At 73.8% G+C, this 7,994-nt stretch carries 7 protein-coding genes and 1 riboswitch; of the genes, 5 read left to right on the forward strand and 2 right to left on the reverse strand.

What is annotated here, in order from left to right:
- Positions 1–261: DNA gyrase subunit A (locus JNW98_RS13870; RefSeq protein WP_308015600.1), on the reverse strand; the 261-nt coding region annotated here is incomplete at its 3' end.
- Positions 262–513: 252 nt separating this feature from the next.
- On the opposite strand from JNW98_RS13870, the gene JNW98_RS13875 reads away from it, so the two are divergent.
- The 4 genes from JNW98_RS13875 to JNW98_RS13890 all read left to right on the forward strand — a co-directional run bounded on the left by JNW98_RS13875 (position 514) and on the right by JNW98_RS13890 (position 5,511).
- Entirely contained in the window at positions 514–1,905 is a 1,392-nt protein-coding gene (locus tag JNW98_RS13875) for a M16 family metallopeptidase (RefSeq protein WP_223768498.1), read from the forward strand.
- Between the two features lie 44 nt (positions 1,906–1,949).
- Positions 1,950–3,317 carry a M16 family metallopeptidase gene (locus JNW98_RS13880; protein WP_223768499.1) on the forward strand — a complete coding sequence of 456 codons (1,368 nt, stop codon included), beginning with the start codon at positions 1,950–1,952 and terminating at the stop codon, positions 3,315–3,317.
- 224 nt (positions 3,318–3,541) lie between these two features.
- A riboswitch (cyclic di-AMP (ydaO/yuaA leader) is annotated at positions 3,542–3,698 on the forward strand.
- A 13-nt stretch (positions 3,699–3,711) separates the two neighbouring features.
- Positions 3,712–4,521, forward strand: coding sequence for a M23 family metallopeptidase (locus JNW98_RS13885; protein WP_223768495.1), 810 nt, complete (start codon positions 3,712–3,714; stop codon positions 4,519–4,521).
- Between the two features lie 270 nt (positions 4,522–4,791).
- On the forward strand, positions 4,792–5,511 hold the full coding sequence (locus tag JNW98_RS13890; protein ID WP_223768496.1) for a GntR family transcriptional regulator: 720 nt from the start codon (positions 4,792–4,794) through the stop codon (positions 5,509–5,511).
- A 234-nt stretch (positions 5,512–5,745) separates the two neighbouring features.
- Here JNW98_RS13890 and JNW98_RS13895 read toward each other — a convergent pair whose 3' ends face one another.
- Positions 5,746–6,027, reverse strand: a complete 282-nt coding sequence (locus tag JNW98_RS13895) for an HPr family phosphocarrier protein (RefSeq protein WP_152263926.1) — start codon at positions 6,025–6,027, stop codon at positions 5,746–5,748.
- Between the two features lie 110 nt (positions 6,028–6,137).
- Between JNW98_RS13895 and JNW98_RS13900 the strand changes: the two genes are divergently transcribed.
- Positions 6,138–7,994 (forward strand): GNAT family N-acetyltransferase (locus JNW98_RS13900; protein ID WP_223768497.1); only part of this gene is annotated, 1,857 nt, incomplete at its 3' end.

Raw genomic sequence — 7,994 nt, forward strand, 5'->3', positions numbered from 1 at the left:
CAGCTTGCCCATCACCTCGCCGACCACGCGCGCGCACTTCACGTAGCCGCGCTCGGGCCGCAGGCCCATCTCGTTCATCTGGAAGAGGATGCGGCGCTGCACCGGCTTCAGGCCGTCGCGGGCGTCGGGCAGGGCGCGGGAGTAGATGACGGAGTAGGCGTACTCGAGGAAGGAGCCCTGCATCTCGTCGACGACGTCGATGTCGAGGATGCGCTCCTCGAACTCTTCCGGCGGCGGGGTCTTCGTGCTGCGGCGGGCCATCGCGGCTGCGGCTCCTTCGGTCGATTGCCGGGGGCGGACTGACGCCGACCATTGTGGACCTCCCCACTGACAACGCCGACCGCGACCCGTCCGCGAGGACCGCACCGGCCCCGGGAACTTCGCCGGATGTCGGTGCGCTTGCATACAGTGACAGCAGTGTTCATCACGCGAGTCGTCGCGGGCGCCGCCGGGCGGGAAACGGCGGCGCGGGATGCAGCGAGATATCGAGCGATCGAAGGGACGTACATGCCCATGGGTCACACGGCCGCGCAACAGGCCGGCACCGGCGGCCTGACAGCGACCGAGCACCGCCTGGCCAACGGCTTGCGGGTGGTGCTCTCGGAGGACCATCTGACCCCGGTCGCGGCAGTCTGCCTCTGGTACGACGTCGGCTCGCGCCACGAGGTCAAGGGCCGCACCGGCCTCGCCCACCTCTTCGAGCACCTGATGTTCCAGGGGTCGGCACAGGTGAAGGGCAACGGCCATTTCGAGCTGGTGCAGGGCGCCGGCGGCTCGCTCAACGGCACCACCAGCTTCGAGCGGACCAACTACTTCGAGACCATGCCCGCCCACCAGCTGGAGCTGGCGCTGTGGCTGGAAGCCGACCGGATGGGCTCGCTGCTCACCGCGCTCGACGACGAGTCCATGGAGAACCAGCGCGACGTCGTCAAGAACGAGCGCCGCCAGCGGTACGACAACGTGCCCTACGGCACCGCCTTCGAGCGGCTGACCGCGATGGTCTACCCCGAGGGCCACCCCTACCACCACACGCCCATCGGCTCGATGGCCGACCTGGACGCCACCTCCCTGGAGGACGCGCGGGAGTTCTTCCGCACCTACTACGCGCCCGGCAACGCGGTCCTCGCCGTGGTCGGTGACATCGACTCCGAGCAGACGCTGGCCTGGATCGAGAAGTACTTCGGGTCCATCCCCGCCCACGACCGCAAGCAGCCGCCGCGCGACGGCGCCCTGCCGGACGTCATCGGCGGGCAGCTGCGCCAGGTGGTCCGCGAAGAGGTGCCCTCGCGCGCCCTGATGGCCGCCTACCGCCTGCCGCACGACGGCACCCGGGAGGCGGACGCCGCCGACCTGGCGCTGACCGTCCTCGGCGGCGGCGAGTCCTCGCGGCTGCACAACCGCCTCGTCCGGCACGACCGCACCGCGGTCGCGGCGGGCTTCGGCATGCTGCGCCTGGCGGGCGCCCCCTCGCTGGGCTGGCTGGACGTCAAGGCGTCCGCCGGCGTCGACGTCACCGACATCGAGACGGCCGTCGACGAGGAGCTGGCCCGCTTCGCCCTGGAGGGCCCGACCCCCCAGGAGATGGAGCGCGCCCAGGCCCAGCTGGAGCGCGAGTGGCTGGACCGGCTGGCCACGGTCAGCGGGCGGGCCGACGAACTCTGCCGCTTCGCCGTCCTCTTCGGCGACCCGCAGCTCGCCCTCACCGCGGTCCGGCGGGTCCTGGAGGTCACGCCCGAGGAGGTGCGGGCCGTCGCCCAGGCGCGGCTGCGCCCCGACAACCGCGCGGTGCTCGTCTACGAGCCGACCGGGCCCCAGGCCGCGGGCTCCGACGAGACCGAGGCCGGTGACGCCGCCGTCGCACAGGAAGCCGACGCCAACGCACAGGAACAGGAGACGGCCCAGTGAGCGAAGCCGCAGTCGTGGGCGCCACCGGCACCGCCGAGCCCACCATGCAGTTCCACCCGCAGCCCCGGCCCGGCACGGCCACCCCGTGGAACTTCCCGGCCCCCGGCCGCGACCGGCTGCCCAACGGCCTGACCGTGCTGCGCTGTCACCGCCCCGGCCAGCAGGTCGTCGCGGTCGAGGTCAACCTCGCCGCGCCGCTGGAGGCCGAGCCGGCCGGCCTGGAGGGCGTGGCCACGATCATGGCCCGCGCCTTCTCCGAGGGCACGGACAAGCTCAGTGCCGAGGACTTCACGGCCGAACTGGAGCGCTGCGGCGCCACCCTGGACGCCCACGCCGACCACCCGGGCGTCCGGCTCTCCCTTGAGGTCCCGGCCTCCCGGCTGACGAAGGCCCTGGGGCTGCTCGCCGACGCCCTGCGTGCCCCGGCCTTCCCGGACAACGAGGTCGAGCGCCTCGTCCGCAACCGCCTGGACGAGATCCCGCACGAGCTCGCCAACCCGGCCCGCCGGGCCGCCATGGCGCTCTCCGCCGCGCTCTTCCCGGCCGACTCGCGGATGTCCCGGCCCCGGCAGGGCACCGAGAAGACGGTCGAGCGCATCGACGCCGCCTCCGTGCGCGCGTTCTACGAGGCGCACGTCCGCCCGGCGACCGCCACCGCCGTGATCGTGGGTGACCTGACCGGCGTCGACCTGGACCAGGCCCTGGCCGACACCCTGGGCGCCTGGACGGGCTCCCCGGCCGAGCCCCGGCCCGTCCCGCCCGTCTCGGCCGACGACACCGGCCGCGTCGTCATCGTGGACCGCCCCGGCGCGGTCCAGACGCAGCTGCTCATCGGCCGCGTCGGCGCCGACCGGCACGACCGCGTCTGGCCGGCCCAGGTGCTCGGCACGTACTGCCTCGGCGGCACGCTCACCTCCCGCCTGGACCGCGTGCTGCGCGAGGAGAAGGGCTACACCTACGGCGTCCGGTCGTTCGGCCAGGTGCTGCGGTCCGCCCCCGACGGCACCGGGGTCGCGCTGCTCGCCATCAGCGGTTCCGTGGACACCCCCAACACCGGCCCCGCGCTGGCGGACCTGTGGACGGTGCTGCGCACCCTCGCCGCCGAGGGGCTGACGGACGCCGAGCGTGACGTCGCCGTGCAGAACCTGGTGGGCGTCGCCCCGCTCAAGTACGAGACGGCGGCGGCCGTCGCGGGCACGCTGGCCGACCAGGTCGAGCAGCACCTCCCGGACGACTTCCAGGGCCGGCTGTACGAACGCCTCGCGGAGACCGGGACGGTGGAGGCCACCGCGGCCGTCGTGAACGCCTTCCCGGCGGACCGCCTGGTCACCGTGCTCGTCGGGGACGCCGCGGAGATCGCGGAGCCCGTCCGGGCGCTCGGCATCGGCGAGGTGACGGTCGTTTCCGCCTGACGGGAGCTCAAGCCGCCGCGTGCGCCCCGGCGCACGCGCGGGGGCGAGGAGGCGCGTGGGCCCTTCGGGAGCCACGCGCCTCCGTTATGCCCGATTTATAGGAGCGGTTGCATCCATCTCGTGTGGCGTGCGTCACTAAAACGAGGTTCCGTTTGCCGTTCGAATCTGACGGCGATTAGCTTCAGGGCGGCAGCCCGTCGGATCGGAGCCGCAACCGCGGCCCCGGGCAGCCATCGCCGAGTCCCCGTACGGCGCGAGCCAGGGGAGCCGGGGAACCACATGTTCCCTGGGGTGAATCGGGTCCCTCTCCGGAGGGAACCGTAGGAGACCTTCCTGCTCCGAACCCGTCAGCTAACCCGGTAGGCGAGAAGGAAGGAAAGGAACAGCCGCAACCATGGCGTTCACCCGTGCCACCGGGAAGCACCGTCGTCCGAGCCGTGCCGCGCGTGTCGGTGCCAACGTCGCCGGCATAGCCACCCTGAGCGCCGCGGGCGTCGTCGCCGGTGTCGCCGCTCCGGCCTTCGCGGCCTCCTCCCCCGAGGAAGCGCCCCGCATGCAGGACACCGGCCTCACGCAGGCCGTCGTCCTCTCCGACCACGTGGCCGACAGCGTCGACGAGCAGGCGCAGATGCAGCGCGGCGTCGCCGAGCAGGACGCCGCCACCCAGAAGGCCGAGGCCGCCGCCAAGGAGCAGGCCGCCCTGGTCAAGAAGCGCGCCGACGAGGCCAAGCGCAAGGCCGAGGCCGAGCGCGCCGAGAAGGAGCGCGCGGCCCGCGAGGCGGAGCGCAAGCGCCTCAACACCTTCGTGATGCCGATCGCCGGCTCCTACGTCTCCACCCAGTACCACGCCTCCAGCGGCCTGTGGTCCTCCGGCAGCCACACCGGCGTCGACTTCCACGCCGGCGAGGGCACCACCGTCCAGGCCGTCGGCGCGGGCACCGTCGTCGAGGCCGGCAACGGCGGCGCCTACGGCAACAACATCGTCATCAAGCACAACGACGGCACGTACACCCAGTACGGTCACCTCTCGTCGATCTCCGTCAGCGTCGGCCAGACCGTCACCCCCGGCCAGCAGATCGGCCTCTCCGGCTCGACCGGCAACGTCACCGGCCCGCACCTGCACTTCGAGGCCCGCACGGCGCCCACCTACGGCTCGGACATCGACCCGGTCGCGTACCTGCGCTCGCACGGCGTCGACATCTGACCTCCGCCGTCACCCGACTTCCGCCGAGCCCCGCCCGGACCACGCGTCCGCGGCGGGGCTTTCGGCCGTCCGGCCGCGCGGGGCGTGGATCCGGGAAGTTCCCCGCTTGGCCAAATCATTTCCATGGCCTCCCGGCGGCCATCGGAATCCGCGCGGAATTGCCATAGAGTCGAGCGAATCCCTGAAGAAGCGTCAATCGCGTGTCGGACCATCGCTTTCCGCGGGGCGCGTCGGGGTCGATCCGGAGGTTCGTCCAGTGCGGAGACGTTGGTGAACGGCGGGAGCGACGCGGCTTCCGAGAGCCGCCGCGTCTCCGCGCAGGCCGTGTGCACGGCCATCCGCGACGACATCGTCTCCGGCGCCTTCCCGCCCGGCACCCGGCTCATCGAGGAACTGCTCGCCCGCCGGTACGGCGTCTCGCGCGTCCCGGTCCGGGAGGCGCTGCGCACGCTGGCCTCCGAGGGCTTCGTGACCACGCGCCGGCACGCGGGCGCCTGCGTCGCCGAGCCGACCGAGCAGGAGGCGGCCGACCTGCTGGAAGTGCGGGCGCTGCTGGAGCCGCTGGGGGCCGCCCGCGCCGCGCAGCGGCGGACCGAGGCGCACCTGAAGGTGCTGCGCGGACTGGTCCGGCTCGGCCGGGAGCGCGCCCGCGCCGGGCAGCCGGGCGAGCTGTGCCCGCTGGGCGACTGGTTCGACGAGACGCTCGCCCAGGCGTCCGGCAGCCCGAGCCTCGCCGCGCTGCTCACCCAGGTCCGGCGCAAGATCGCCTGGGTGTACGCGCCGGAACCGCCCGCGCGGCCCGTGGAGACCTGGGAGACGCACGCCGCGCTCGTCGACGCGGTGGTCAGGAGGGACGCGGAACGCGCCCGGGAGATCGCCGCCGGACGGGCCGGGCGGGCGCCCGGGGAATTCCGCTTCTGGCGTCCGGTGCCGGCTTCCCGGCCGGCCGTCCGGAAACGCAGTGTTCACACGGCGGGCGCCGGAATGTGACGGCCGTAAGGCATTCCGGGAATTCGGCGGCGGGGAACGCCTGGCGATTTCCGGCCGGAACGCGCGCGCGGGCGGACCGGAACGTGCGCGGGGCCGGACGGAACGCAAGCGGGGTGAAAACGCACGACGGGGCCCCGGCGGCCGGTGAATCCGGCGGCCGAGGCCCCGCTCACGTTCTGTCGGGAGCCGCCCGTCGGGAGCCGTCCCGCGACAGGGGCTCCCGGGGACGAGGACTCAGACGGTCTCCGGAAGCTCCTCGAGCCCCTCGGCGACCAGCTTGGCCAGGCGGTCGAGCGCGGCCTCGGCACCCGCGTCCTCCGAGGCGAGGACGATCTCCTCGCCGCCCTGGGCGCCCAGGCCCAGCACGGCCAGCATCGACGCGGCGTTGACGGGGGTGCCGCCGGCCTTGGCGATGGTCACGGGGACGCCGGCGGCGGCGGCCGCACGGACGAAGATCGACGCCGGACGGGCGTGCAGGCCGTCGGCCCAGCCGACGTTTACGCGGCGCTCAACCATGGTGATGCCCTTCGAGTCGCGAAGCGGGTTGTCTAGACCAGTGTCGCACGGTGCGGGCAGTGCTCCGCCGCGCCCTCCGCGCTGTCAGTGGCCGGTCGTACGCTGATCCCATGCAGACGCCGTCCGAGCACGCGTATCCGGCCCACTGGGAAGCCGATGTCGTCCTCCGTGACGGCGGGACCACCCGCGTCCGGCCCATCACCCCCGACGACGTCCAGCGTCTGGTCAGCTTCTACGAGCAGGTCTCGGACGAGTCCAAGTACTACCGCTTCTTCGCGCCCTACCCCCGGCTGTCCGACCGCGACCTGCACCGCTTCACCCACCACGACTACAACGACCGGGTCGGACTGGCCGCCACGGTCGGCGGCGAGTTCATCGCCACCGTCCGCTACGACCGCATCGACTCCCGCGGCCGCCCGGCCCACGAGCCGACCGACGAGGCCGAGGTCGCCTTCCTGGTCCAGGACGCCCACCAGGGCCGCGGGGTCGCCTCCGCCCTGCTGGAGCACATCGCGGCCGTCGCCCGCGAGCGCGGGATCCGGCGCTTCGCGGCCGAGGTGCTGCCCGCCAATACCAAGATGATCAAGGTGTTCACGGACGCCGGGTACACCCAGAAGCGGAGCTTCGAGGACGGCGTCGTCCGCCTGGAGCTCGACCTGGAGCCGACGGACCGCTCGCTCGCCGTCCAGCGCGCCCGCGAGCAGCGCGCCGAGGCCCGCTCGGTGCAGCGCCTGCTCGCCCCCGGCAGCGTCGCGGTCTTCGGCACCGGTCGCGAGCCCGGCGGCATGGGCCGGGCCGTGCTGCGCAACCTGCTGGCCGGCGGGTTCACCGGCCGGGTCCTCGCGGTCAACACCTCCTTCCCCGACGGCCTCACCACGCTCGGCCCCGAGGGCGTCCCCGCCCTCCGCTCGCTCGGCGAAGCCGAGGGCCCGGTCGACCTCGCCGTCGTCGCCGTGCCCGCCGACCGCGTGCCGTCCGTCGTCGAGGACTGCGGGGAGCACGGCGTCCAAGGGCTCGTGGTGCTCTCCGCCGGGTACGCGGAGGGCGGGGCCGACGGCCGGGCCCGCCAGCGCGAGCTGGTCCGGCAGGCCCGCTCGTACGGCATGCGCATCATCGGCCCCAACTCGTTCGGCCTGGTCAACACCGCCGCCGGGGTCCGCCTCAACGCCTCCCTCGCCCCCGAACTGCCCCCGCCGGGCCGGGTCGGCCTGTTCAGCCAGTCCGGCGCGATCGGCATCGCGCTGCTCTCCGGGCTCCAGCGGCGGGCGGCCGGCCTGGCCGGCCTGGCCTCGGTCTCCACCTTTGTCTCGACGGGCAACCGCGCGGACGTCTCCGGGAACGACTTCCTCCAGTACTGGCACGACGACCCGGACACCGACGTCGCCCTCATGTACCTGGAATCCATCGGCAACCCGCGCAAGTTCACCCGCCTCGCCCGGCGCACCGCGCGGCGCAAGCCGGTCGTCGTCGTCAAGGGCGCCCGGCACGGCGGCGTCACCCCGGCGGGGCACACCGTGCCCACCACCCGCATGCCCGACGCCACGGTCTCCCACCTCCTCCGGCAGGCCGGCGTGATCCGCGTCGACACCGTCACCGAGCTCTCCGACACCGGGCTGCTGCTCGCCGCCCAGCCGCTGCCCGCCGGCCCGCGCGTGGCCATCCTGGGCAACTCCGAGTCCCTGGCGCTGCTCACCTACGACGCCTGCCTCACCGACGGCCTGCGCCCGCTGCCCCCGGAGGACCTGACCACCGCCGCCCGCCCCGAGGACTTCCGCCAGGCGCTCGCCGCCGCCCTGACGGACCCGGACTGCGACGCCGTCGTCGTCACCGCCATCCCGCGCGTGGACGGCGAGTCGGCCGCGGGGCTCGCCGCGGCCCTGCGCGCCGCCGTCGCCGCCGCCCCCGCGGCCAAGCCCGTCTGCGTGGTGCACCTGGAGATCCCCGGCCTCGCCGAGGCCCTCGCCGCC

The organism is Streptomyces huiliensis (genome assembly GCF_020037025.1).
GTDB classification, from domain to species: Bacteria; Actinomycetota; Actinomycetes; order Streptomycetales; family Streptomycetaceae; genus Streptomyces; species Streptomyces huiliensis.

Excerpts from the sequence above, each read along its gene's own strand:
- JNW98_RS13875 (WP_223768498.1), top strand. The coding sequence starts at position 514 with ATGGGTCACACGGCCGCGCAACAGGCCGGCACCGGCGGCCTGACAGCG.
- JNW98_RS13880 (WP_223768499.1), top strand. The coding sequence starts at position 1,950 with ATGCAGTTCCACCCGCAGCCCCGGCCCGGCACGGCCACCCCGTGGAAC.
- JNW98_RS13885 (WP_223768495.1), top strand. The coding sequence starts at position 3,712 with ATGGCGTTCACCCGTGCCACCGGGAAGCACCGTCGTCCGAGCCGTGCC.
- JNW98_RS13895 (WP_152263926.1), bottom strand. The coding sequence starts at position 6,027 with ATGGTTGAGCGCCGCGTAAACGTCGGCTGGGCCGACGGCCTGCACGCC.